This is a genomic window from Stenotrophomonas sp. CASM106 (genome assembly GCF_049384825.1).
GTDB lineage: Bacteria > Pseudomonadota > Gammaproteobacteria > Xanthomonadales > Xanthomonadaceae > Stenotrophomonas > Stenotrophomonas muris.
Genome location: NZ_JBMRFS010000053.1, coordinates 1 through 458, shown reverse-complemented (window position 1 = coordinate 458; position 458 = coordinate 1). Strand labels below are relative to the sequence as shown.

Below are 458 nucleotides of genomic sequence, written 5' to 3'. Positions count from 1 at the left end.
CACTTCTGGGAGTCAACGTCTTTGTTGTTCTCGGATGCCCGCCCCTCAACCTACGCCTACAGTTCTTGGCCAACGTCTTCGCGCCGCCCGTGTGGCTAAGGGGTGGACGCAGGCGCAGCTTGGGGAATTGCTTTTGGGCGTGGACGACCCGAACACGGTGGCTCCCCGCATCAGCCGTTACGAACGAGGCATGCACAAGCCCGATCTGGCGACCATCGAGAGACTTGCGGAACTGCTGGATCTTCCAGCGGCTTACTTTCTTGCTGCCTCCGACACAATGGCTGAAGCCATCCTGGTGCTATCGCAGCTTGATGCTAGGAAGCAGAAAGAAGCACTAGCACTGCTAAAGCAGCTTGCTGCGCCCTAGCCTTTCATCGCATGTCTTGAGCCGGAATGTTGTCGGGGATCACCTTGCAGAAAGAACCAGCTTCCGCGATTTTTCAAGCGAATGACAGTGG

At 57.0% G+C, this 458-nt stretch carries 1 protein-coding gene; it reads left to right on the top strand.

Annotation, left to right across the window (positions count from 1 at the left end):
• The coding region (locus tag VG556_RS22485; protein ID WP_423180064.1) for a helix-turn-helix domain-containing protein at nucleotides 1-367 on the top strand (367 nt) is incomplete at its 5' end.
• Nucleotides 368-458: the final 91 nt, after the last annotated feature.